The sequence below is a fragment of the Microvirga solisilvae genome (assembly GCF_022808595.1).
Classification (GTDB): Bacteria; Pseudomonadota; Alphaproteobacteria; order Rhizobiales; family Beijerinckiaceae; genus Microvirga; species Microvirga solisilvae.
This window is the reverse complement of sequence record NZ_JAKUCN010000001.1, coordinates 1-22538: the sequence shown is the minus strand read 5'-3', so window position 1 is coordinate 22538 and position 22538 is coordinate 1. Positions and strand designations below refer to the sequence as shown.

Here is a 22538-nt window from a genome sequence, read left to right as displayed (position 1 = left end):
CTCGAAAAGGAGGGACTGGCATCAGGCCAGCGCTGCACTGGATACGACAGGCGAAGTCTAAATCGTCTCTGGACGGGTGTGAACAGAAAACCGTCTATGCTCCGGAAGACTATATCATCCGCACACGCGGCTCCTTCTTCTCCCGCAGCATCAAGTCTGTGAGCGCCCAGACGAGCGCATCCATGCGATCCGGCGAACGCCCCGAGGTGAGACCGCCCGGTCCGAAATCGCACATCTCGTCTTCGAGTGCAGGCATGGCTCCCACATGGCGCACGCGGCCCTGTGTGTAGAGCACCGAGGCAGGCTCCGCGCGCAGATATTTGCCGCGCGTGGCGCGCACGCTCATGACAGGCACGGACGGATCGACCTCGCGGATCACGCCGGTCGCCATCTCGCCGCCCTGGTTCGTCTCGACGATCAGCGCGTCGGCCTGAAGCCTGCGATAGAGCGCCACCGCCTTTGCCGCCCATTCCGGCGGCTTGAGGCCCGATGCGGTCGCATCCTCCAGCACATAGGCCGTACCGCCCTCATCCACGCCGGCGGCAACGATGCCACAGGCATCCGCGCGCTTCGAGGACGAAGCCGGCGGGTCGACGGCGACGACGATGCGCATGAGAGGCGGCGCCGCATCGGCGCGGCTTACCTCGATCATGTCGCGCGTCCAGAGCGCGTCGGGACGATCCTCGATGATGTCGCCATCGAGTTCCTGCCGCCCGAGCCGCGTGCCGGCATAGCGGCCGACGACGGTTTCGAGAAAGGCAGGCGCAAGGTTCTCCGCATTGTCCGATGTTCTCACACGCGACACCGCAACCCTGGGATCGGCCAGGAACCGCTTCAGAAGCGGAATGGGACGCGGCGTGGTCGTCACCATCTGGCGCGGATGCGCGCCGAGGCGCAGACCGAATTGCAGCATGTCCCAGGTTTCCTCCACGTGCTTCCACTTGGCGAGCTCGTCCGCCCACGCGGCCTCGAATTGCGGACCGCGAAGCGAATCCGGATCTTCCGCAGAGAACACATGCGCCACCGCGCCGTTGGGCCACTCGAGCTTGCGCAATGACGGCGACCAGGTCGGCCGCTCGTGGCGGGCATGAACGGCGAGAATGCCCGCAGGCCCCTCCACCATCACGTTGCGCGCGTCGGAAAAAGTTTCTCCGATCAGTGCGATGCGCCGCATGGGCCCATCCGTGAAATCCGGCTCGCCGAGTGCGATGCCGCGGACCCATTCGGAGCCGGCGCGGGTTTTGCCCGCGCCGCGCCCACCAAGAATGAGCCACAATGTCCATGGATCGTGATGACGGCTCAATCCCGGCATGCGTTGATCGACGCGGCACCGGATCGGCCAGAAGCGGATGAGTTGTTGTAGTTCGGCCTCAGATAAGCAGGCCGTCGCTTCCGCGAGCTTCCTCTTCCGCGATAACCCGCTCAAGATGGCGAGCAAGCTCGTCGCGGAGTTCGTGGAGGCTGCGGGGAGTTTCGTTATGTTGCTCGTTGGCATCGAGCGTCGAACCTTCCTGTTCCAGGAGCGCCCGCGCGGTGGTCAATGTCTTGGCATAGGACGCCAGCGTCCGGGCGATCCGGTCGTGATCTTCAAGTCCCCCGCTCCGCTGCTGCTCCATGAGTTCGTTGATCTGCGTTCGCGTGGCCCGCGCCAGCGTTCGCGCCGCAGCGTGCAAGGATGTGGTCGCCGCCGCAGCATCGACCGCGATGTCGCCAGGGTCCTGCGCAGACTTGCTCAACTCGTTCTCTTTGAGCGCGGCAAGGCGCGGCGGCCAGCCCCATCTTTGTCTCATGCGGACGAACGTGCTCGCGCCGACGCCGAGCAAGGCCGCAATGTCGTTGATGGTGACCTTCGGGTCGCCGGCATAAAGCGCATAAGCCTGTTGCCGTTTCTCGTCGGAAACTTCGATCCTGGGAAACATGGGCACCCAATAAAAAACCGCCCAAACGGCTCGTCGAGGACGGCGCTTGAGCGGCGGAGGTTTTAAGCAATGAAGCCGGGCGGGGTTTCATTCACACTTCGTCAGTGTTCACGTTTTGTACTCTAACAGCGTTGCGCTGTCAAGCAGGATTCTCGCGGGCTCTATGCCGCCTTTTCACAGAAGGATATCGACGCAGACCATCTCATGGTCCGAAAACGGTTGTCCGCTTTCATCGAGAGACGGAACGACCTGCGGATTCTCCGCCTTCACGCCGCGCACGAACAGCCAATCGAGCTTTCCGAACGGACGGGGATGCGTTTTCTCCGGACCATCGCGCTGAGTCGGCAACCCGAGATTCGCGCCGGTCCAGACGAATCCCGCTTTGCGGAGATCCCCGAAGAGCGGCTCGAAGCGTTCGGGCTCTTGGAGAAGCAGTGTGCGTTCCCCCTCGCCTCTCGGCAAGGCCTTCGTGTTGCAATCGCCACCGATGAGGCAGGCTTCGTTCGGCGCAATGCTGTCGAGGGCGCGCAGCAGATTTAAAATCTGCTTCTGCCGGTCGGCGGGATCGGTCTTGCTTTCCAGATGCAGGCTGACAAGCCAGAGCGGGCGCGGTGCGTTCGACACGCGGGCGGCAACGGCGATCCTGCCGCCGATACGCCGTTGAGCGCCGTTGATCCCCTTGAACCATAATCCGCTCTCCTCGAGCGGAATCACATGCGGCTGTTCGAGGTTGAGCGCGCTGACGATGGCATTGCCATGAAGGCTGCAGGCGTTGCGCTCGCCTGCATGGTTCCGCATCTCCCGCTCGTCGCCGAGATCGAGCTCCACGAACTCCGCGCCGAAAAGATAACCATGATCCGACGAGCCGATGAAGTCGCGGATGGTATGGGTGTTGCCGGAGCGGGCCATTCCCACATCCACTTCGCTCATGAGCACGACATGAGCACCGACATCGTCGATGAGACGCCGCACGGCGCGCGGGCGCTTTAAGCGTTCTGCGTTGAGAGCAGCCACGCGCAGGCGCTCAGGGGAGCCCATCGCTCTGGGAGGCGCGCGAAACTCGATCGCTTGGAAGGCGTCGATCCGGTCGAGAAGGCACGCATGAGAACCAGCCTCTGCTCTGCGTGCTTCAACGAGCAGACTTTCATCCGGGCAGGGAAGATCGGGCACGGCTTGATCGACGAGGGGTCGCAAGGTTCCATCCTTCGCAACAATCCGTTGGATAGCTAAGGCGCCCGGGCCTCCGATGAACCTGAGAGAAAAAATTTCCGCGTCTTAGGAACTTCTTTGCCCCTTTGGGGTTAGATGATCGCACACGAATATGCGGGAGAAGGCCCATGCTCGCTTGGGCTACTATTATTGCGCTCATCATGAGCGCGATTTTTTATGTCGCGGACCCATCAACCGCGATGACCAGCCTCGCCGAACTGATCGGCGTCGTTGCCCTATTCACCCTCGTTTGTGCAGCCGAAGCCTTCAGCGAACCCAGAAGCTAGAACCCGACCTAGGAATGCATGCCGCTCGAGCGGCCAAGGTTGGTTCAGCCCGCATTCCGAAGGCATCATTTCCCTTAATTTCGAACGGCCTGAGAAAACCGGCGATTGCGCCTAAAATGTAACGTGATTATGTTTACATCGATGACTGTACCGCGTTCAGCCCGCTCAGGCGCCAGAGACAGCTCGGCAGCCGCAAGCGACCTCGTAATCCCGAACCCCCAGAAAGGGTCCGTGGAAACGATGGCTGGCGCCCTTCAGCAGGCGCTCGCCCAATCCATCGAGGCGAAGGTCGAGGCGCGGCTCGCTGAAATCCTGGAAGGCATCGGCGACGCGTTCTACGCGCTCGACGAGAAATGGCGGTTTGCCTACATCAACCGTGCGGCACAGGAATATTTCGGCGCTCCGGCCCATGAGATGCTCGGGCGATCGATCTGGGACATTTTTCCGGATTCGAAAGGGACCGAACTCAGGCACCGCTATGAGGAGGTCGCAGCAACCGGCATCGCCGCCGCGTTCGAGACCGAAGCGGTCGGCGTCAAGGGCCGCTACCTCGAGATGCGGGTGTTCCCCTACAATGGCGGCCTCGGGATCAGCTTCCGCGACTGGACGGAACGCCGCCGGACGGAGGAGGAACTGCGCGAAAGCCAGGCCCGTCTCAGCTCTCTCGCTGACAACCTGCCCTCCTGCATGGTTTTCCAGTTCTATGTCGGCGCCGAATACTATGATCGCCACCCCGTTTATATTTCCAAGGCCTGCGAGCCGCTGACCGGCATCAGCGCGGAGGAAGTGCTGGCCGATATGGGCCTCATCTCGCGGCTCGTTCTGCCCGAATATCGGGAGCAGATGAACCAGAAGGGCATCAAGGCCCTTTCGGAGCGCAAGACCTTCGACGTGGAGTTCCAGCTTCGACATGCCAAGACCGGAGAGATCCGCTGGCACCGCATGATCACCATGCCCCGCAAGTTGAGCAACGGGACGTATATCTGGGACGGCGTTCAATACGACATCACGGACCACAAGCGCGCCGAAGAGCACCTGCGCCTTATGGTCAACGAGCTGAACCACCGGGTGAAGAATACGCTGGCCACGGTCCAATCCCTGGCAGTCCAGAGCTTCTACAAATTCGGCCTCGCGCCGTCCGACGATGTCGGAACCGCGCGTACGGCGTTCGAGGCGCGCCTCTTCGCTCTCTCCCGCGCCCATGACGTTCTGACCCGTGAGAACTGGGAGGGCGCCAATCTCTCGGATGTGGTCAGGGAGGCCTGCGCCCCCTTCCTCAACCAGAGGGATGACGAAGGCAGGATCGAGATCGAGGGCGCATCCTTGCGCCTTCCGCCGGCCATGTCCCTGAGCCTGTCCATGGCGATCCACGAGCTTTGCACGAATGCCCTGAAATACGGGGCGCTCAAGACCTCCTCCGGGCGGATCAGGATCAGCTGGTCGAGCGTCTCGGAAGGCGACGGCACGCGCCTCGTTCTCCGTTGGGAGGAGCAGGGCGGACCGCCGGTTTCCCCTCCCCGGCGCACCGGTTTCGGGTCCCGCCTGATTCAGAAAGGCCTGGCCCGGGAGCTGAACGGCACGGCTCAGATCGCCTACGAGCCGACGGGCGTGGTCTGCACCATCGACGTGCCCCTCGAAATGCCTCATTGTTAAGCATTTACAAGGGCCTATTCACATCGCGTCTAGACCATTGGTCGATAGTGCCCGAAACCTCCTTGCAGCCGCCCCTCGATTTGGTGTCAATTGGGCGCAAGTGACGAAGTCACGATCCAGGGAGGAGTTTTTATCCATGAAGCGTCGTCAATTTCTTCAGGCCGCTACGGTCGGTGCCGCCACGACGGCGGTAGCCGCCCCCGCCATCGCTCAGTCGATGCCGGAGATCAAGTGGCGCCTGCAATCCGGTTTCCCGAAGTCCCTCGACACGATCTACGGCGCTGCCGAAGTGATCGCGAAGTACGTCTCGGAAGCAACCGACGGCAAGTTCCAGATCCAGCCTTTCGCCGCCGGTGAAATCGTCGGCACCCCGCAGGTGGCCGACGCGGTCGGCAACGGCACCATCGAAATGGGCCATACCTGCTCCTACTACTATTTCGGCAAGGACCCGACCTTCGCTCTCGGCACGGCGGCCCCCTTCGGCCTCAATGCCCGCCAGATGAACGCCTGGCTGTACCACGGCGGCGGCAATGACCTGCTGAACGAGTTCTACGCCAAGCACAACCTGTACGGCATGCCTGCCGGCAATACCGGCGTGCAGATGGGCGGCTGGTTCCGCAAGGAGATCAAGACGGTCGATGACCTGAAGGGTCTCAAGATGCGCATTGCCGGCATCGCCGGCATGGTTCTCGCCAAGCTCGGCGCCGTGCCGCAGCAGATTCCCGGCGGCGACATCTATCCGTCGCTCGAGCGCGGCACCATCGACGCCGCTGAGTGGGTCGGCCCCTACGACGACGAGAAGCTCGGCTTCTCGAAGGTCGCGCCGTACTACTATTATCCGGGCTTCTGGGAAGGCGGTCCGGCCATCCACCTCTTCATCAACAATGCAAAGTGGAAAGAACTCCCCAAAGCGTATCAGGCGATCCTGACCACCGCTGCCGGCTACGCCAACAACGACATGCTGGCGAAGTACGACGCACGCAACCCGGCCGCCCTGCGCCGTCTGCTCGGCGCCGGCACGCAGCTGCGTCCGTTCGCACCGGAAATCCTGGAAGCCGCCTACAAGGCCACCAACGAGGTCTTCGATGAGGTTTCGGCCAAGAACGCCGACTTCAAGAAGGTCATCGACTCGATCAAGGCCTTCCGTGGCGAAGAGTATCTCTGGTTCCAAGTGGCCGAGTACGCCTACGACACCTTCATGATCCGCGCCCGCGCTCGCGGCTGATCGGATCTCCCATCAAATCCGAAAAAGGGCGGCCATTCGGTCGCCCTTTTTTTGTCTTCGGCGCTTCCCACATAGGGGCCTTCCCTAATCGCAGCCCGTTCTTCTTTTTCAAAGCGAAAGACTGGCGGCACAGCGAAGGAAGTACCGAGCACATGCGCTGGACGTTACGGATAAGCTTTCTCCTTTTTCTGGCCTGGGCGATCTTCCTGGTCTCGCCCTTCGTCGCGCTCTACGACCTGAGCAAGGCGGTGGAAGCGCGCGACATCGACCGGATCACGGAGCGCGTGAATTTCAATGCTCTCCGAACCTCGCTCTCTAGCCAGATCCTCAACGAGTATCTGAAGGATCGGGATCTGGAAGGGCAGGAACGGGACATGGCCGCGGAGGCTGGGGCCGCTGTTCTCAACCCTGTGATCGAGCAGTTCATCAATCCCGAGGCACTAGCCGATCTTTTCGAGCATGGCTGGCCCGAGAAGACGATGGGGCGCCCCGAGAATGCGCCTCCTCCACCACGCCTTGAAATAGGCTCGCTACGGGAAGCTTGGCGTACCTTCCTGTTTTCGGAAACCGAGGGCTTCAGGATCGTGACCATTCCGATCCGGATCGATCAACCCAAAGATGAGCAGTTCCGGATTACCATGCGACTGAGAGACACCACTTGGCGCTTGAGCGGCATTGAGCTTCCGACAGCGCTGCGCGAAGAATTGATCAAACGCGCGGCAGTCGCATCGCGTTAAGAAGAGTCACTAGAGGGCATTAAAAAACCCGCCTCATCTCGTGGCGGGTTTTTAAGTTTCTGAGCAGGTCGGCAGCCTTATTGCCCCTACAAAATCGCCGGCAAGATTAGTTCTGACAATCAATGAGAAATGATCCAGCCAACGGTTGCCAATGGGAATACCGTGCCAAGCAAAAAGCAGATGACATTCGAGGTCATTACATGAATCCTCCTTCTGCCAGATCAACTGCTTTTAGCGTTTTACGTTCCTTTTCGAAAACCACGCCACAAATACAAAATAACAACAGCCAAGCAGGAACAAAAAAGCCCCTAGGGATATGGAACAGATCTTACGAGGGAACCCAGCTTCGCCGTTTTAATTGTCATCTGGCGAGGCAGGAAGTGGATTGATGGACGAAGACGGGTATTCTTTTCGCAGGATCATGGGCGATGCCGAGTTCGTCCGAAAAACCCTCATCGTCTTAGGTCTTATTCTGCTGGCGCTGCTGCTCTGGAAGCTGGCGGATGTTCTGCTGCTGGCCTTCGGAGCCATCCTTGTCGCCTTGATCCTGCACGCCTCCGCAGATGTGCTCGTTCGATACCTGCGCGTCCCGGAGCGTTGGGCCCTGTGGGTCGCAAGCATCATCATCTTTGCGATCGTTCTTGGCTTGATCGCTCTGTTCGGAACGCAGATGAGGGCGCAATTCACCAACGTGGTGGAGCGTCTCCCCTTCGTCATCGACAATTTCAGCAAGCAGCTCGGCTTCGGCGCTGTCTCCGACGACCTGTCGGAAATGATGAACAACATGCCGACCGGAGGCCTAGCGACGCGAATCGCCGGCATCGGCGGTGCGGTTCTGAGCGGCTTTGCGGATTTCCTGCTCGTGGTGATTGCCGGCATCTACATCGCAGCTTCGCCGAGGCTCTACAAACAGGGCTTCATCAAGCTCTTCCCCAAGCGCCATCATGAACTCGCGGAAGGCTCGCTCGACACTGCGGGTCAGGCCCTGCGTCTATGGCTCATGTCGCAGTTGATCGCCATGGCCTGCGTTGCGGTTCTGTCGTCTCTCGCATTCTGGATCATCGGCCTTCCTTCCCCCTATGCCTTGGGCATGATCGCGGGTCTTGCCGATTTCATCCCGTTCCTCGGCCCTATTCTCGGCGCGCTGCCTGCCGTGCTGTTCGCTTTCAGCATCAGCGGCGAGACCGCGCTCTGGACTATCCTTGCGGTCCTGGCGATCCAGCAGATCGAAGGCAATGTGATCTTTCCGCTGATAGCGCGCAGCGTCGTCAGCATTCCCCCCGCGCTGGCGCTCTTCGCGATCCTGGTCGGAAGTATCCTCTTCGGCACCCTGGGCCTGGTCTTCGGCTTCCCGCTGGCGGTCGTGGTCTATGTGCTGGTGAAGAAGCTCTATGTGCGGGAAACGCTCGGCGAGGAGACACCCATTCCGGGCGAGGCGGAGGCGAAGGAGGACAGTGCTATCTAAGCGGGCTCTTCGGAGGCTCCATCCTCCATGGGCCAATCCGTGAGGCGCTCCAGGAGCTCGGCCAAGCTGAACTCTTCCTCGGGTCCCGCCACCCGGTCGCGCACGGAGATGCCGGCCGCATGCACCGTTTCCGGATCGCCCGAGACGAGCGGGTGCCACCAGGGCAGGTCGCGGCCTTCCGCGACGAGCCGGTAACCGCAGGTCTTCGGCAGCCATGACAGGCTGCGCACGGCCTCCGGCGTCAACCGCACGCAATCGGCAACCTTGGCCTGGCGGTTCGGATAATCCCGGCACCGACAGGTCTCGTCGTCGAGCAGGGTGCAGCCCACATCGGTATAGAGAACCTCGGCCGTATCCTCGTCCTCGAGCTTGACCAGGCAGCAGCGGCCGCAGCCGTCGCACAGGCTCTCCCATTCGTCGAGGCTCAAGGCTTCGAGCGTTTTCACGCGCCAGAAAGGCTGCTCCTCCTGCTCGGAGCGATTGTGCAGTGTTTTGGGGGACATGCGGGCTCTGTGAACTTTCTTTGCGGCGGTTTGAAGGAAGGTGCGGCAACACACAACCACAAACCTTTTTCTTGGGCCGGTATGCTCTAGGTGAACCGGGGAACATGTTTGTGAGTTGTTGATAACACAGGACGTCACGTGCGAACGTTGCCGTAACGGAAATCAACGATCATAAAACAAGGCATCTCAGGCTTACTGACCTGCCCTAAGGGACCATCGTGCGCCAGCAGCCCCCTACCCCCTTCTCGACACGGCTCAAGCATGCCGCGCTCTGGCTGGATGCTTGGCTCAACTCGTTCCTGTTTCAGAGCGGGAATCGGCTGGCTTCAGCCTACGGGTCCTATTCCGAGAAGATGAAATGTCTGCGGTTTCGCGGGCCCACGCGCGTCCTCCTCGACCTGACCAGCGAGGCAACGACCCTGGGCGCCGCCGGCGGCATCGTGATGCTGGCCCTGGCGCTTCCCGCCTTCCGTGAGACGGAGGACGACTGGCTCAAGACCCAGGACCTCGCCGTTACCTTCCTCGACCGCTACGGCCAGGAGGTCGGCCGACGTGGTCTCCACCTCGACGATTCCTACAAGCTCGAGGACTTTCCGGATTACATGATCAAGGCGGCGCTCGCGACGGAAGACCGGCGCTTCTACGATCACTGGGGCATCGATCCCATCGGCACCTTCCGCGCTCTCCTGGTCAATGCCCAGGGCGGCGGCGTGGTGCAAGGCGGCTCCTCCATCACCCAGCAGCTGGCGAAGAACCTCTTCCTCACGAACGAGCGCTCCCTGGAGCGCAAGATCAAGGAAGCATTCCTGGCTCTCTGGCTCGAATTCCACCTGACCAAGGACGAGATCCTCAAGCTCTATCTCGACCGCGCCTATATGGGCGGCGGCGCCCATGGCGTCGTGGCTGCTGCCGATTACTATTTCGGCAAGCCCGCGAAGGATCTGACGCTTGCTGAAGCCGCCATGCTGGCAGGCCTCTTCAAGGCGCCGACGAAGTACGCTCCGCATGTGAACCTGCCGGCTGCCCGCGCCCGCGCCAACGAGGTGCTGCGCAACATGGTCGAGGCGGGCTTCCTCACCGAGGGCCAGATCCAGACGGCCCGCCGCAACCCGGCCACGCCGGTCAATCGTGAGCGTGAAAGCACCCCTGACTTCTATCTCGACTGGGCCTTCGAGCAGGTGCAGGCGCTGGCCACCGAGAAGAAGTTCGGCGCCGAGCGCGTGCTCATCGTCAAGACGCCTCTCGACACCGCCTTGCAGCGTCACGCGGAAGAGGTGCTGGAGAACCAGCTCCGCCAGAACGGCCGCCAGTACCGTGCGGGCCAGGGCGCCATCGTCGTCATGGACGTGGATGGAGCCGTACGCACCATCGTCGGCGGCCGCGATTACGGTCAGAGCCAGTTCAACCGCGCCACGAACGGCCTGCGCCAGCCGGGCTCGTCCTTCAAGCCCTTCGTCTATGCGGCGGCGCTCACCACGAACCCGAAACTGCGTCCGACGTCAAACGTCGTCGACGCCCCCATCTGCCTCGGCAATTGGTGCCCGCAGAATTACGGACGCTCCTTCTCCGGCTCGATGCCGCTCAGCTCGGCCCTGGCGCGCTCTATCAATTCGATCCCGGTGCGGATGTCGCTCGAGATCGGCAAGGGCAATGCGAAGGCCGGCCGCGCCATCATCATCGACACCGCCAAGCGCATGGGCCTCACCCACCCGCTGGCGAACGAGGCTCCCCTGCCCATCGGCGCCGCCGAAGTGACAGCGATCGACATGGCAGCGGGCTATGCCGTCTTCGCCAATGGCGGCAAGCGCGCCGAGCCCTACGCGGCCTGGGAAGTGCGCAACTCGTCCGGCGAGGTGATCTATCGCCATGACCGGGACACGCCTCCCAAGCAGGTGCTCGAGCCGCGTGTCGTCACCGACATGAACTTCATGCTGAACAAGGTCGTGACCGAAGGCACCGGCAAGCGCGCTGCCATCGAAGGCGTGCCCGTCGCGGGCAAGACCGGCACCACCAATGGCTACAAGGACGCCTGGTTCGTCGGCTATACCGGCAACCTCGTCGCCTCCGTCTGGTACGGCAACGACGATTCCAAGCCGATGAACAACATGACCGGCGGCACCCTGCCCGCTTTGACTTGGCACGAGGTGATGAACATCGCGCACCAGAACCTCGAGATCCGCCCGATCCCGGGCGTGGACTCGGGCGCCTTTGCCCGTGTGGCGAATTCGGGCCGTCCGGCTGTGGATCAGGCTCAGGGTCCCTCTCAGGCTTTCCTGGCCGGTACGTTGTCCCGCAAGTCCTTTGAGGTGCTGGGCACCATCGGCACCCTCTTCCAAACGGTGGAGCGCAGCGGTGCGACGGTCAAGGAAAGCACCATCGAGGGCATGACCGGATCCGTGGGACCGTCCCGCCAAGTGGCCATGCCCTGACCATGAACAGCGAGACGATATTGACGAATGCCGCCGAGGCAGCTTCGATGCGCGCCCCGACGCATGTAACAAAATCCGTGACCAATCGATCCATCCCCACCGTCGTCCTGATCGTCTACACGCTCCTTCTCGCGCTGGGGCTGGGTCTTGGCTCGACCTATTTCGTTCTCAAGGGCGATCCGCCCTTCGGCAGCCTGAGCATCGGCCCGTGGAAGGCATGGCCCGACCTCGGCTCTGCTGAGGCCGATCCCTATATGCGCGCTATCATCGCCCAGCGCAGCGAGATTCCCCTGGCTATCGGCGAAGGCCTCGGCTTCACCGCCACGACGGACAGCGAGGGAAGAGGCCTGAATGCGGCCTGCACTTATCGCGTCGGCCCCGGCGTCCCGAATGCGCGGCTCTGGACGCTGGCCGTCTATGATCGTGATGGCCGCATCTCGAAGACGGAACTGGGACGCAGCAGCTTCACTTCCAGCGAGATCGTGCGTGATGCGCAGGACCGGTTCACGATCGCGCTTTCCCGAACTCTTCAGGACGGCAATTGGCTCCAGCTTCCCGCCTCCGGCCCGTTCAGCATTGTGCTGAGGCTCTATGATACGCCCGGCGCGACGGGCACCGGCCTGACTGACAGCGTCTTCCCCACCATTCAGCGCGTGGAGTGCGGCTCATGAGAGGCTTCAGCCGCTTCCTGATCGCAACGCTCTGTGGCCTCGTTCTGGCGGCAGGCGTTCACATCGTCTCTATCCTCGCAACACCGCATCTCGCGGAGAACGATGCTTTCGCGAAGATCGGTTCCTTGCTCGGCGCGGAGAAGGCTCAGATCATCAGCGCCCCGGGCGCCGAGAATACCTGGATGCCCTATCCCGATCCGGCAGTTGCGGTTGCCGCCTGCGCCTACGATCTGCGGGATGGGCCGATGCGCGTTTCGGCGAAGACGGGAGCGACCATGCTGTCGTTCTCGTTTCACAGGGAGGCGGGCGGCGTCTTCTTCGCGGTGACGGACCGCGCCGCCGTGCGAGGCGATCTTGAGATCGTCGCGATGACCGCGCGCCAACTCGACGAAGCGCGCGCGGCGGAGGACGAGAACGAGCCGTCGCGGGACGTGCGCATCGTCGCCCCTGAGAGAGAAGGTTTCGTGATCATCCGCGTCGCAGCTCCCACGGCAAGCCAGCGTCCGCTTGCAGAAGAGGCCGCCAAGGCCGTCTCCTGTGCCACCGAGCAGCAAGAGTAAGATCAGACATGCCCTGGCGTCTTATGAGCGCGCGCGATCTCGCGCAGGTACAGGCCCTGGCTGATGCCATCCATCTCGACCATCCCGAGGATGCGGCGGTCTTCGAAGAGCGCCTGCATCTTTATCCGCAGGGCTGCCTCGTCCTTGAAGAAGATGAGCACCTCATCGGTTATGCGCTCACGCATCCCTGGCACTTCGGCAAGCCGCCCGCGCTGAACTCCATGCTCGTCGACATTCCTCGGGATGCCACGACCTATTACGTGCATGACGTCGCCTTGCTGCCCGTGGCGCGCGGCAAGGGCCACGCGGCGAAGATCGGCGCTTTACTCGCCGAGCATGCGGCAAAGGCGGGTTTCGGCAATCTGTCGCTGGTAGCCGTCAACAACTCCCAAGGATTCTGGGAGCGGCTCGATTTCCGGAAGGCGGATGTTCCCGGCCTGGAAGGAAAACTCCTCACCTATGGACCGGATGCAGTGCTGATGACGCGTAATCTCGCAAAGGCGCTCAGCTGACGCGAAAAGCGTCACGTGAAAACAAACACTAAAAGGAAATCAGGAGCGGCGGCCTGGACGGTTGCTGGCGTAAGGACGGGACGGTCCGGGATTCGGCGCCGGCCTCTCGTAACGCACACCCGTGAACAGCAGGATCTCGCCTCTCGGCTCACCGTCATTCAGGTGCTGCTTCTGCGGTCGTTCCGCAGCATCCGGAAAAGCGATCACCACACCGGGCGCTCTTGCCCACATATCCTGCATCGCAACCTCCTCAAAAATCTAAAGCACGCTTCTGTAACTTGCTCACACAAAAAGCCTTATGGTTAACAGCTCGTTACTAAGCGTCGGAGCTTGCCCGAAATTCACGCTGCCTGACATGAAAACAACATCCCCAGACTCGCTTCTGTTCCTTGAATTCCTTGGTGTTCATGTTTGATATGTGCAACCACGCACATCAGCGCGATGCTGTCATGCACACGTGCAACGACCAGGCTGCGACTATGTGGAGAAATGAGCATGGCAACCGCGACGACGGCTGCATGTGTGAGCACGATCGCAGGGACGGTTCAGGCGTCAGGCGCAAGATCGAGGAAGTGACGCCCCTCGCGGTCGTCCACCTCAATGAGCCAGAGATCGGAATCGAAACGCAGTTCCCGCGTCATCCTCTCTTCCACATCGAGAGAAAACACGCCTTGCAGGATCGGTGCGAAAAGGCGCTCGCCGCTATCATCGATAAAAAGCTGCGGCGCAGGACCGTAGAGACTCGCGGTGCCGTCGAGATGATCGACCTTCACGAAGATCGCCCCCGCCTCCGCGGAACCGCGTTTGCGCAAGGCGGCATCGATGCCTTCCACGCCGCAGCGACGGAGATAGGCGGAAACCCAGAAGTCGGAGCGCAGGCGTGCCATTACTGCACGGCAATGCCGGATGCAGCCGAGAGTTCACGCGCCGTGCGTGCATTGAACGTGCCGGTGATCGGCAGACGACGGTCCTGCTCGAATTTCTGGATCGCCTGGCGCGTTCCGGGCCCCATCTCGCCATCGACCCTCACGCCGTAGCCGAGGCGCGCGAGCGCACGCTGGCCGGCAAGAACGCCGTCGCTTGCAGGCTGCCCCACATTCGCGGGCGGCGTCGGCACGGGACCGCCGAGGCGGATCATTTCGGCAATCGGATCGCGCACCGTCGGCGCGCGAACGGGAGCCTGCACCGGAGCGGACGCCTGAACGGCGGCCTGCTGCACACGCTGCGGCTGCGGCGCAGGGGCTGGCGTGCCGTTGCTGCGGATGAGGTCGGAGATCGCGCTGCGCGATGAGGCGCGAGGCGCGGGTGCAGCCGGAGCCGGCGGCGGCTCGACGGGAGGCGGCACGAGTTGGAGAGGCTGCTCATGCGCTGCCAGTGCCTGCGCCTCGGGCGCCTCGCCGGGCCTCGTCGGCGGCAAGGGCTGCGCTGCGGGCGGTGTCAGAGGCATGGGCGCCCCGGCCATGGCAGGATCGCGCACGTTGAAGAGCGGCGCGGGATGGCGGACATTCTGCAGGACAAGCGCGTTCCAGGCGATCACGCCCGCGCAGCCCGTCAGGAAAAGAGCCGCCGCCACACGACCGGGATTGTTCGCGGCCTGGGAAACGAGCTTCTCCCCCATGCCAATCTTGCGAGGCGCCTGCCTTGATGCCCGCTTCTGCTGCGGGCGCGGTGGAGCCTTCCGCCGCACCACGGCCGGCAGATCAAGATCGTCATCGGGCTCGACTAGAAAAGCGTCACGCACAATCATCATCCCATCATCGAAGGAGCAGGCCTGATGGTTGGGCGCTGCCTCGCCGCGACAAGTCCCCATCAGCTGGAGGCCATCGGCGAGAGCGCCCAAGGCCGCTCCTCCTTCTTCTTGTCGAAAGCGTGGCAGAGGCCTCTTAAGCGAACCCTAAAACCACACGCTCGCAAATTTCTAAATCCATGCCGCTGACAGCCGCATGAACATCCATCCGCGCACGACCATCATCGACACGTGATATTTCTTCTAGGAAATCCAAGGTTCTTAACGGCTCGGGGTCAATCAATCAGGCCCTTAACTTTTCATTCATGCTGTTCTCAGGTTGTCGCGCCGTCGCCTACGCGAGGCGCAAACGGCACGTTATGATGCATCACCATTTCAGCTCATTCAGGCATCGGCGGCCGCCATATGTTTTCCATCCTGCGCTTCTTTCTCATTGTCGGCGTGATCTACTACTACTCGCCCGTTCGCGAGCGCGGTGAAGGGCCCGATCCGCTCCAGGCCTTCTTCGCGCCGAAGTCCGCCGAACAGGCGACGCCTGCGCCCGTGAACCCACCCTCAGCGGACGCGAAAGCGGGACATCTGGAGACCGTCTGGCAGGCCCTGCCCGACACCGCCAAGCAGGCGGTGGTGGACAAGATCCTCACCACTTCGGGCCTCACGCCCGTGGCCACGAAGCCCTCCGACACGCTGACCTCGGACGACCGCGCGTCCACGACGCACAAGCCGCGCAGCTGACAACCGCCCTGCCCGGTCGCCAAACGCTTCGGCAATGATTATATGACCGGCAGACAAAGCAGGGATGCCATGCTGCCGACCATTGACGAGATCGTCTCCAATTTCGAGCTGCTCGACGACTGGGAAGAGCGCTATCGCTATGTGATCGAGCTGGGGCGGATGCTGGAGCCCCTGCCCGAGGAGGCGCATAACGACGCCAACAAGGTGCAGGGCTGCGCGAGCCAGGTCTGGCTCGAGACCCGCCTGGACCATTCCGGCGGGAAGCCTGTGCTCCGTCTTCTCGGCGACAGCGACGCCCATATCGTGCGCGGCCTCGTGGCCCTCATGCTCTCGCTCTACAACGGCAAGACGCCCGAGGAGGCTCTCTCCACGGACGCCATCGCCCTGTTCAAGGATCTCGGCCTTGCGGAGCACCTGACGCCGCAACGGTCGAATGGCGTCAGATCCATGGTCGAGCGCATCCGTCGCGATGCGTCAGCCGCTCAAGCCGGAGCGCTCACGCGCGCCGGTTAAGCTCGCCCACCCTCGATCACCACCGCACGCCACGTCTTGATGCCGCGCGATGCAGCGGGCCCTCGCGCTGCGGCCTCGATGCCGTAATGCTCGGCCAGCCGCGCCAGGGCGAGGCGCACCACGATCTTGGCGGAGCGCTGTGGCCAGCCCCTCTCCCGTTCGATCAGCTCGAGGCCTTTCAGGAAGCCGCAGAGGTCCATCAGCAAGTCGCTGAAATCCGAGCCCACCGCGTCGAAGGCGTGGCGAATGCGCTGGCGCGCGGCCACCATCCGGTCGGTGGCCTCCGAGGGCGAGAACGCGCCTCCGCCGCTGGGCATCGCATCCCAACGCGCCGTGACGCCCGGCAGCAGGCCCGCCAGCATGATGTCCGTGCGCAGTCTCTCGCCTGCCTGATAGGCCGTCTCGTCGATCATCGGCTCCCCATTGCGATCCTTGCGGCGGCGCAGCCAGTCGAGCGGGCTTTCCTCCGTGTCGACCCGCACCCGCTTAGGACCGGCCTCAGTCTCCATCGTGACCTGCGCCGTTTCCCGGTGCTGGTGCAGGAAGGCCATCTCGGAATCACTCAGCGAATTGCGCCGCAGATAGGCACGTCCCACCTCGCTCAAGGTCAGCACCTTCTGCGAGGAGCCGCCCTGCTGCCATGAAGCGAGATCCTCCCGGACGAGCCGCTCAGCATCCGCGATGTCGAAGCTCCCTGCCCCCACCGAGATCCCTGCGCGCTTCCTGTGGACGATGACCCTACCCTCGTGGATCGGATCCACCAGAACGCGTGTTTCCGCTGCGTTGAGTACAGCCAGAAGTCGTTTCGCCTCACGCGAGAGAGAATCGGGCCTGGCCGATGCCGCCACGGTAACGCAACGACTTCTCACGTTGCTGATCCGCCTCGCCTTTTTCACCTTCCGAGGTGCCTGAAGGCCTGCCTGAGCAATGCTTTGATGAACCTGTTCGTTCTGTTTTTTGTTCATGTTTTGTTCCTATAAATAAAGAAAGAAAGGACACGCCCCTCCACCTCTGATAGTGGGCCGTTATTCCTAGCTGTCAACGAGATTCAATTCTGTTGATAAGAGTGAGGATAAGTCGGGGAGTGCGTGAGGCTGGCCCACAAACGCCATGATGCGAGCATCCTGAAGACTTGAGTCTCCAACGAAAAAAGCCGCCCCGAAGGGCGGCTTTGAACTGTCTTCCCGAACCCGGCCTTAGCCGCGGGAGGAGCGGCGCTTACGGCGCTGCTGGCCGAGGCCCATCTCCTTGGCGAGCTCGGAGCGCGCCTTGGCGTAGTTGGGGGCGACCATCGGGTAATCGACCGGCAGGGCCCACTTTTCGCGGTACTGCTCGGGGGTCATGTTGTACTGCGTGCGCAGGTGGCGCTTCAGCGACTTGAACTTCTTGCCGTCCTCCAGGCAGACGATGTAGTCGGGAGTGACGGACTTCTTCACGGGAATGGCCGGCTTGGGAGCCTCGATCGGGGCTTCGACCGTGCCGCCACCGACGCGCATGAGGGCGGTGTGGACATCGTTGATCAGCGCGGGCAGATCGGACGACGGAACAGAATTGTTGCTCACGTAGGCCGAAACGATATCAGCAGCCAGCTCAATGTAATTCGACGCAGCGATATTGTCGCTCATTTTGATTTTCTTCCTTTCCGGCCCACAAGAACGGCTCAAATGCCTTTCTGGCTGTTTCTTGAGCAGTCATCACGCAAGCAATGCTTGCTTCATTCTTGAACCGCACTGTACATGCACAGAAATCGTGCCTGGAGGTTCAGGTATGTCAAAATCATTCAGAAGACAAGTTCTTTCAAAGGAAAACTTTGGAAAACTTGGGGTCAACTTTCCCTCTTTAATAAACCCATGTTTAACGTAGGGGAAATTCCGACTCGGTCCTGGTAGCAAAAAATTGAATTCGCGACCTCTCAGCCAGAAGAAGTAGCTATAATGACACTGAGCTAACGCAGTGTCTCGAAAGCCCATGCCTCCCGTAGCGGGACCCTGCATGGGAAAATCGAGTTATCTATGCATAATCATGCCGTCTTCAGACGCGACCCGGATCATCTCCATGAAACTTGAGCGCCTCCCGTCCCGCCCCCTGCCCCCTGCCCCGATCACGCCGGCAAGGCCGCACAGTTTCGAGGTGCATGGGGTCAGGATCCAGGACGATTACGCTTGGCTGAAAGCCGAGAACTGGAAGGAGGTCCTTAAAAACCCGGCTTCCCTCGATTCGTCCATCCGGACATGCCTGGAGCAGGAAAACGCCTATACGGCCGCTGCCTTCGCGGGGTCGGAGGAGTTTCAGGCCCGGCTCGTGGCCGAGATGCGCGGGCGCATCAAGGAAGATGATTCCTCCGTGCCCCAGCCCGACGGGCCTTTCGCCTATTTCACCCGCTACCGCGAGGGCGGCCAACACCCGCTCGTCTGCCGCAAGCCCAGGAATGGCGATGGCGAAACCATTATGCTCGACGGGGATAAGGAAGCCGAGGGCCATGCCTTCTTCGATCTCGGCGGCGCGGACCACTCTCCCGACCATCGCCTTCTTGCCTGGGGTTCGGACGTCAAAGGCTCCGAATACTTCACGATTCGCATCCGCAATATCGAGACCGGCGAGAACCTGCCCGACGAGGTGCTCCACACCTCCGGCGGCGTGGTGTGGCTCAACGACAGTTCGGGCTTCTATTATGTCGAACTCGACGAGAACCACCGGCCTGTCAGGGTTCGGCGCCATCTCATCGGCACCGACCCGGCGCAAGATCCCTCCATCTACGAGGAAAAGGACCCCGGTTTCTTCGTGAAGCTCGGGGTGACCCAATCGGATGCCTTCGTGCTGATCGAGGCCAGCGACCACGAGACCTCGGAGGTCTGGCTCATCGATCGCTCGAATGCTTCCGCCACGCCTCGCCTCGTCGAGGGCCGGACGCCGCAACTGCAATATGATGTGGAGCATCATGACGACAGCCTGATCATCCTCACCAACGCGGATGGAGCGGAAGACTTCAAGATCATGACCGCTCCGGTGGCGACGCCGGGACGGGCTCATTGGAAGGACCTCGTTCCCTATCGGCCCGGCATCATGATCCTCTCGGTCGTGGCGCTTGCCCGCTACATGGTGCGCCTGGAACGGGAAAACGCGAGCCCGAGGATCGTGATGCGCGAGATCGCGACCGGCCGGGAAGAAGCGATCGCCTTCGACGAGGAAGCCTATTCGCTCGGCTTCACACCAGGCTACGAGTTCGACACGGATGTGATCCGCTACACTTACTCGTCGCTCACCACTCCGAGCGAGGTGACCGATTACAACCTGCGCACCGGCGAGCGTATTCTGCGCAAGCGCCAGGAGGTGCCGAGCGGGCACAATCCGGCCGATTACGTGACCCGCCGCCTCTTCGCCACTGCGCCTGACGGGGAGCAGGTGCCGGTCTCGATCCTGCATCGGAAGGAGATCGCCCTCGACGGCTCCGCCCCTTGCCTCCTCTACGGCTACGGCTCCTATGGCATGTCCATGCCTGCGAGCTTCCGCACTGGCATACTGTCCCTGGTGGATCGGGGCTTCGTCTATGCCATCGCCCATATCCGCGGCGGGACGGAAAAAGGCTGGCGCTGGTATCTCGACGGCAAGCGCGAGAAGAAGACGAACACCTTCAAGGATTTCATCGCCAGCGGCGAAGCGCTGATCCAGGCAGGCTATACCTCTCGAGGAAAGATCATCGCCCATGGCGGCAGCGCCGGGGGCATGCTGATGGGGGCTGTGGCCAACATGGCGCCTGACCTCTTCGCGGGCATCATTTCCGAGGTGCCTTTTGTCGATGTGCTCAACACCATGCTGGATGCCGAGCTTCCCCTCACCCCGCCGGAATGGCCCGAATGGGGCAACCCGGCCACCGACGAGGCCACGTTCCGTACCATTCTGTCCTATTCGCCCTATGATAACGTAAAGCCTCAGGTCTATCCCGCGATCCTTGCGCTTGCGGGGCTCACGGATCCGCGCGTCACCTATTGGGAGCCCGCCAAATGGGTGGCGCGCCTGAGGGCCACGATGACGGGCGGAGGACCGATCCTTTTGAAGCTCAACATGGATGCGGGCCATGGGGGAGCGGCCGGACGCTTCGACCGGCTCGAAGAGGTCGCCCTGGCCTATGCATTTGCGATCAAATGCGCCGAGGGGTTTCAGAATTGATGCAACGTGTCATCATAGTGACGTCCAGGCCTACAGAGAGTGAACCCGCATGAACAAGCGCGGGAGTATCAAGGCGTCCGAAGAGGTTGTCCCCCTGCAGAGGAACGATGAGACGTCATCGGTCGAGAGGCAGCGGATTGCGGAGCTTGAGCAGCAACTGCGGGAGGCGGATCATGCCTTGCGCCTCAGCGGCAGCAAGTTGCGCATGGCCCTTGATATCGGCAAGCTCGGCTCATGGGAGCGTGACCTCGAAACGGGTGTTGTGACAGGATCGCCCGGATTCAAAGCGACACTCGGACTACGCCCCGACGCAACGCTCACCTATGAAGAGCTGAAACAGGTCTTTCACCCTGCTGATGTGGAGCGCATCGAGCAGGCCATCAGCTATTCAATCCGCACGAAAACCGATTTCAATATCGAGCATCGGGTGATCCGGACGGATGGCCGCGTCGCGCGTGTTCTGGCGCGGGGCAGCGCAATCTATGAAGGCGACAAGCCTATTCGCATCGCAGGCGTTCTTCTGGATGTCACGGAGAGGGAGAAGGCCAAGGAAGAAGCCACTCTCGCGCAACGCCGCCAGGAATTTCTGCTCGAGCTCAACGACAAGATCGGCAGTGAGGAAGATCCCCTCCGCATCATGGAAACCGCAGCGGAAAGCCTTGCCAAGTTCCTGAAGGTCGACAGCACCGGCTATGGCGAGGTCTTTGACAATCGCGGTGTCATCATCGTCGAGCGGGAATGGTCGAGAGGACTTATCAGCAACGAAGGCCGGGCGGAGCAGCTCGCTCATATTCCCGATTTCGTGATGGAGCCTTTGAGAAAAGGCCTCCCCGTTGTCACGGAGGATGTGACGACGGATCCAAATCTTCAGGATCCCACGCTGCAGGCGTTCTACAGCAGCGTCAATGTCAGGACCATCCTGAGCGCTCCGCTTCTTAAGAACGGCAAGCTTACGGCCGTGTTCTATGTCAGCTCCTCGCAGCCGCGCGCGTGGCCAAGCGACGACATCGCACTCGTGGTCGATGTTGCTGATCGGGTTTGGATCGCGGTCGAGAAAGCCCGTGCGGAGCGCGAGCTGCGCGAGACGGAGGCGCGCTTCCAGATCATTGCGGAGTCCCTCCCCGCCTTCGTGTGGATTCTCAATCCGAAAACCGAGCTCACCTACACGAACCAATGGTGGGTCACCTATTCCGGTTTTCCGCCCGAGGAGGCGCTCGGGCACAGTTGGGCGCGCGCCATTCACCCGGACGATTGGGCACGCATGGAGGTGGAACTGCAGCATGTGGTCCCCAATCATACGGCTTATGAAACGGAGGCCCGCTATCGTTCTGCGGCAGGAGAATATCGCTGGCACCTGATCCAGGGCGCGCCGGTGCACAGCGCCACGGGCGAGTTCAAGGGCTGGGTTGGCACCAGCGTGGACGTCCATGATCTCAAGATGACGGAAGAAGCCCTGCGTCGCAGCGAGGAGCAACTTCGGTTGGCCTTCCAAGCCGCGCATATGGGCGATTGGCGTCTCGATGGCCCGACTGACGTCATCTCGCTGTCCGATCGTGCGGCCGAAATCTTCGCCCTTCCTCCAGGCTCCAGCTTCACGCGCTCCGAACTACGCGATCGGATCACCCCAGCCGATCTGCCGAGCATGGTGGCCGCCATGCAGAGCGCCGTTCAGAACCGCACTCAATTCAGCGTCGAGTATCGGGTCAGGCGGTTCGGGGATGACGTGCCGATCTGGGTCGCTTCTCAGGGCCAGGGCACTTATTATCCCGACGGTAGCCCAAGCGGTATGACTGGCGTGCTCCAAGACATCACGGATCGCAAGCATGCGGAAGAGAGGCAGCAGCTGCTCATCCGCGAGCTGCACCATCGCGTCAAGAACACGCTCGCCACCGTCCAGGCCATCGTCGGATCAACCGCACGCACCGCCACCAGCATCGATGACTTCTACCAGGGCTTCGTCGGACGCATCGTCTCGCTCGCCCGCACCCACAACCTGCTCACCGAGGACCTGTGGCAGAAGGCCGACCTGCGCGAACTCGTCCAGACCGAGCTCGGCCCCTACGAGGACGAGGCGCGCAACCGCATCCTCGTCGAAGGCCCGCATATCGAGCTGCCCTCGGAGGCGGCCGTGCCCATCGGCATGGCCATTCACGAATTGACCACCAACGCCGCCAAGCATGGCGCCTTGTCGACCTTCGGCGGCCCC

At 61.9% G+C, this 22538-nt stretch carries 22 protein-coding genes; 13 read left to right on the top strand and 9 right to left on the bottom strand.

All coding sequences use genetic code 11. From position 1 onward, the window contains the following. Nucleotides 1-109: 109 nt before the first annotated feature. From MJ639_RS00110 to MJ639_RS00100, 3 genes are all read right to left on the bottom strand, one after another. Nucleotides 110-1438: a DNA-packaging protein gene (locus MJ639_RS00110; protein WP_480212882.1), complete on the bottom strand. Its 1329-nt coding sequence runs from the start codon at nucleotides 1436-1438 to the stop codon at nucleotides 110-112. Further along, a complete protein-coding gene (locus tag MJ639_RS00105) occupies nucleotides 1371-1919 on the bottom strand; it encodes a hypothetical protein (protein WP_243367558.1) in 549 nt (182 codons plus the stop codon). Before MJ639_RS00105 ends, MJ639_RS00110 begins: the two co-directional genes overlap by 68 nt. 174 nt (nucleotides 1920-2093) lie before the next feature. Next, on the bottom strand, nucleotides 2094-3113 hold the full coding sequence (locus MJ639_RS00100; protein WP_243367556.1) for an endonuclease/exonuclease/phosphatase family protein: 1020 nt from the start codon (nucleotides 3111-3113) through the stop codon (nucleotides 2094-2096). Nucleotides 3114-3256: 143 nt separating this feature from the next. Here MJ639_RS00100 and MJ639_RS00095 point away from each other — a divergent pair, with 143 nt between their 5' ends. From MJ639_RS00095 to MJ639_RS00075, 5 genes are all read left to right on the top strand, one after another. Continuing rightward, nucleotides 3257-3415 carry a hypothetical protein gene (locus MJ639_RS00095; protein ID WP_243367554.1) on the top strand — a complete coding sequence of 53 codons (159 nt, stop codon included), beginning with the start codon at nucleotides 3257-3259 and terminating at the stop codon, nucleotides 3413-3415. A 240-nt stretch (nucleotides 3416-3655) separates the two neighbouring features. Continuing rightward, nucleotides 3656-5068, top strand: a complete 1413-nt coding sequence (locus tag MJ639_RS00090) for a sensor histidine kinase (protein ID WP_243367552.1) — start codon at nucleotides 3656-3658, stop codon at nucleotides 5066-5068. A gap of 136 nt (nucleotides 5069-5204) precedes the next feature. Next, nucleotides 5205-6293 (top strand): TRAP transporter substrate-binding protein, encoded by a 1089-nt coding sequence (locus MJ639_RS00085; protein WP_243367550.1) that lies wholly within the window; start codon nucleotides 5205-5207, stop codon nucleotides 6291-6293. 152 nt (nucleotides 6294-6445) lie between these two features. Then, a complete protein-coding gene (locus tag MJ639_RS00080) occupies nucleotides 6446-7030 on the top strand; it encodes a DUF2939 domain-containing protein (protein ID WP_243367548.1) in 585 nt (194 codons plus the stop codon). Between the two features lie 388 nt (nucleotides 7031-7418). Continuing rightward, nucleotides 7419-8495 (top strand): AI-2E family transporter, encoded by a 1077-nt coding sequence (locus MJ639_RS00075; protein WP_243367546.1) that lies wholly within the window; start codon nucleotides 7419-7421, stop codon nucleotides 8493-8495. On the opposite strand, the gene MJ639_RS00070 is transcribed toward MJ639_RS00075, so the two are convergent. Further along, the gene (locus MJ639_RS00070) at nucleotides 8492-8998 is read right to left on the bottom strand and encodes a YcgN family cysteine cluster protein (protein ID WP_243367544.1); all 507 of its coding nucleotides are present in this window, start codon (nucleotides 8996-8998) and stop codon (nucleotides 8492-8494) included. The two genes, MJ639_RS00075 and MJ639_RS00070, sit on opposite strands and share 4 nt — an antisense overlap. Nucleotides 8999-9216: 218 nt before the next feature. Between MJ639_RS00070 and MJ639_RS00065 the strand changes: the two genes are divergently transcribed. The 4 genes from MJ639_RS00065 (at nucleotide 9217) to MJ639_RS00050 (ending at nucleotide 13170) form a co-directional block, all read left to right on the top strand. Next, nucleotides 9217-11427, top strand: a complete 2211-nt coding sequence (locus MJ639_RS00065; RefSeq protein ID WP_243367542.1) for a transglycosylase domain-containing protein — start codon at nucleotides 9217-9219, stop codon at nucleotides 11425-11427. Nucleotides 11428-11504: 77 nt separating this feature from the next. Next, entirely contained in the window at nucleotides 11505-12098 is a 594-nt protein-coding gene (locus MJ639_RS00060; protein ID WP_243367539.1) for a DUF1214 domain-containing protein, read from the top strand. Beyond that, nucleotides 12095-12658, top strand: a complete 564-nt coding sequence (locus tag MJ639_RS00055; RefSeq protein ID WP_243367537.1) for a DUF1254 domain-containing protein — start codon at nucleotides 12095-12097, stop codon at nucleotides 12656-12658. Before MJ639_RS00060 ends, MJ639_RS00055 begins: the two co-directional genes overlap by 4 nt. Nucleotides 12659-12666: 8 nt before the next feature. Continuing rightward, a complete protein-coding gene (locus MJ639_RS00050) occupies nucleotides 12667-13170 on the top strand; it encodes a GNAT family N-acetyltransferase (RefSeq protein WP_243367535.1) in 504 nt (167 codons plus the stop codon). Between the two features lie 39 nt (nucleotides 13171-13209). Here MJ639_RS00050 and MJ639_RS00045 read toward each other — a convergent pair whose 3' ends face one another. The 3 genes from MJ639_RS00045 to MJ639_RS00035 form a co-directional block, all read right to left on the bottom strand. Then, a complete protein-coding gene (locus tag MJ639_RS00045; protein ID WP_243367532.1) occupies nucleotides 13210-13410 on the bottom strand; it encodes a hypothetical protein in 201 nt (66 codons plus the stop codon). A gap of 305 nt (nucleotides 13411-13715) precedes the next feature. Beyond that, nucleotides 13716-14057 carry a DUF1491 family protein gene (locus tag MJ639_RS00040; RefSeq protein ID WP_243367530.1) on the bottom strand — a complete coding sequence of 114 codons (342 nt, stop codon included), beginning with the start codon at nucleotides 14055-14057 and terminating at the stop codon, nucleotides 13716-13718. Next, nucleotides 14057-15010 (bottom strand): peptidoglycan-binding domain-containing protein, encoded by a 954-nt coding sequence (locus tag MJ639_RS00035; RefSeq protein ID WP_243367528.1) that lies wholly within the window; start codon nucleotides 15008-15010, stop codon nucleotides 14057-14059. Before MJ639_RS00035 ends, MJ639_RS00040 begins: the two co-directional genes overlap by 1 nt. Before the next feature lie 312 nt (nucleotides 15011-15322). Here MJ639_RS00035 and MJ639_RS00030 point away from each other — a divergent pair, with 312 nt between their 5' ends. Further along, nucleotides 15323-15652: a hypothetical protein gene (locus tag MJ639_RS00030; RefSeq protein ID WP_243367526.1), complete on the top strand. Its 330-nt coding sequence runs from the start codon at nucleotides 15323-15325 to the stop codon at nucleotides 15650-15652. A gap of 69 nt (nucleotides 15653-15721) precedes the next feature. Next, the gene (locus MJ639_RS00025; RefSeq protein ID WP_243367524.1) at nucleotides 15722-16165 is read left to right on the top strand and encodes a SufE family protein; all 444 of its coding nucleotides are present in this window, start codon (nucleotides 15722-15724) and stop codon (nucleotides 16163-16165) included. On the opposite strand, the gene MJ639_RS00020 is transcribed toward MJ639_RS00025, so the two are convergent. Together MJ639_RS00020 and MJ639_RS00015 are read right to left on the bottom strand one after the other, a co-directional pair. Beyond that, complete coding sequence (locus tag MJ639_RS00020; RefSeq protein ID WP_243367520.1) at nucleotides 16162-17034, bottom strand: DUF6456 domain-containing protein; 873 nt, start codon at nucleotides 17032-17034, stop codon at nucleotides 16162-16164. The two genes, MJ639_RS00025 and MJ639_RS00020, sit on opposite strands and share 4 nt — an antisense overlap. 327 nt (nucleotides 17035-17361) lie before the next feature. After that, a complete protein-coding gene (locus MJ639_RS00015; RefSeq protein WP_243367518.1) occupies nucleotides 17362-17790 on the bottom strand; it encodes a Ros/MucR family transcriptional regulator in 429 nt (142 codons plus the stop codon). A 430-nt stretch (nucleotides 17791-18220) separates the two neighbouring features. Here MJ639_RS00015 and MJ639_RS00010 point away from each other — a divergent pair, with 430 nt between their 5' ends. Together MJ639_RS00010 and MJ639_RS00005 are read left to right on the top strand one after the other, a co-directional pair. Beyond that, nucleotides 18221-20332, top strand: coding sequence for a S9 family peptidase (locus tag MJ639_RS00010; protein WP_243367516.1), 2112 nt, complete (start codon nucleotides 18221-18223; stop codon nucleotides 20330-20332). A gap of 49 nt (nucleotides 20333-20381) precedes the next feature. Continuing rightward, nucleotides 20382-22538 (top strand): PAS domain-containing protein (locus MJ639_RS00005; protein ID WP_243367514.1); only part of this gene is annotated, 2157 nt, incomplete at its 3' end.

Bases quoted from the DNA above. Each gene is read 5' to 3' on its own strand.
- MJ639_RS00105 (WP_243367558.1), bottom strand. From the start codon at position 1,919: ATGTTTCCCAGGATCGAAGTTTCCGACGAGAAACGGCAACAGGCTTAT.
- MJ639_RS00095 (WP_243367554.1), top strand. From the start codon at position 3,257: ATGCTCGCTTGGGCTACTATTATTGCGCTCATCATGAGCGCGATTTTT.
- MJ639_RS00090 (WP_243367552.1), top strand. From the start codon at position 3,656: ATGGCTGGCGCCCTTCAGCAGGCGCTCGCCCAATCCATCGAGGCGAAG.
- MJ639_RS00085 (WP_243367550.1), top strand. From the start codon at position 5,205: ATGAAGCGTCGTCAATTTCTTCAGGCCGCTACGGTCGGTGCCGCCACG.
- MJ639_RS00080 (WP_243367548.1), top strand. From the start codon at position 6,446: ATGCGCTGGACGTTACGGATAAGCTTTCTCCTTTTTCTGGCCTGGGCG.
- MJ639_RS00075 (WP_243367546.1), top strand. From the start codon at position 7,419: ATGGACGAAGACGGGTATTCTTTTCGCAGGATCATGGGCGATGCCGAG.
- MJ639_RS00070 (WP_243367544.1), bottom strand. From the start codon at position 8,998: ATGTCCCCCAAAACACTGCACAATCGCTCCGAGCAGGAGGAGCAGCCT.
- MJ639_RS00055 (WP_243367537.1), top strand. From the start codon at position 12,095: ATGAGAGGCTTCAGCCGCTTCCTGATCGCAACGCTCTGTGGCCTCGTT.
- MJ639_RS00050 (WP_243367535.1), top strand. From the start codon at position 12,667: ATGCCCTGGCGTCTTATGAGCGCGCGCGATCTCGCGCAGGTACAGGCC.
- MJ639_RS00045 (WP_243367532.1), bottom strand. From the start codon at position 13,410: ATGCAGGATATGTGGGCAAGAGCGCCCGGTGTGGTGATCGCTTTTCCG.
- MJ639_RS00040 (WP_243367530.1), bottom strand. From the start codon at position 14,057: ATGGCACGCCTGCGCTCCGACTTCTGGGTTTCCGCCTATCTCCGTCGC.
- MJ639_RS00030 (WP_243367526.1), top strand. From the start codon at position 15,323: ATGTTTTCCATCCTGCGCTTCTTTCTCATTGTCGGCGTGATCTACTAC.
- MJ639_RS00025 (WP_243367524.1), top strand. From the start codon at position 15,722: ATGCTGCCGACCATTGACGAGATCGTCTCCAATTTCGAGCTGCTCGAC.
- MJ639_RS00015 (WP_243367518.1), bottom strand. From the start codon at position 17,790: ATGAGCGACAATATCGCTGCGTCGAATTACATTGAGCTGGCTGCTGAT.
- MJ639_RS00010 (WP_243367516.1), top strand. From the start codon at position 18,221: ATGAAACTTGAGCGCCTCCCGTCCCGCCCCCTGCCCCCTGCCCCGATC.